We start from the raw sequence: 286 nt of genomic DNA, 5'->3' as shown, positions 1-286 counted from the left end.
GCTGGGTTTCCCCATTCGGACACCCCCGGATCAAAGCTTGCTTACAGCTCCCCGAGGCAGTTTCGTTGTTCGCCACGTCCTTCATCGGCTCCTAGCGCCTAGGCATCCTCCGTGTGCTCTTAGTAGCTTAACCAATTGCTCAGATGAGCAAATGCAATCTACCGTTTTTATTGAAACTTGTTTACACAAGTTCAGCTTAAAAAGGAATGTTCTAATTCGCAATTTTCGTTTCGATATCTAGTTTTCAAAGAACAAGCTCCATGCAAAAGCAAGCTGTTTGAGAGTT

General features: G+C 45.1%; 1 rRNA gene. It reads right to left on the bottom strand.

The features are described from left to right. A 23S ribosomal RNA gene (locus tag HP548_RS08400) occupies positions 1–133 on the bottom strand; the annotation flags it as partial. Between the last annotated feature and the right edge of the window lie 153 nt (positions 134–286).

This window comes from Paenibacillus taichungensis (assembly GCF_013359905.1).
Taxonomy (GTDB): Bacteria; Bacillota; Bacilli; order Paenibacillales; family Paenibacillaceae; genus Paenibacillus; species Paenibacillus taichungensis.
The sequence above is the reverse complement of the archived record's forward strand: the minus strand, read 5'-3'. Positions and strand labels throughout refer to the sequence as shown.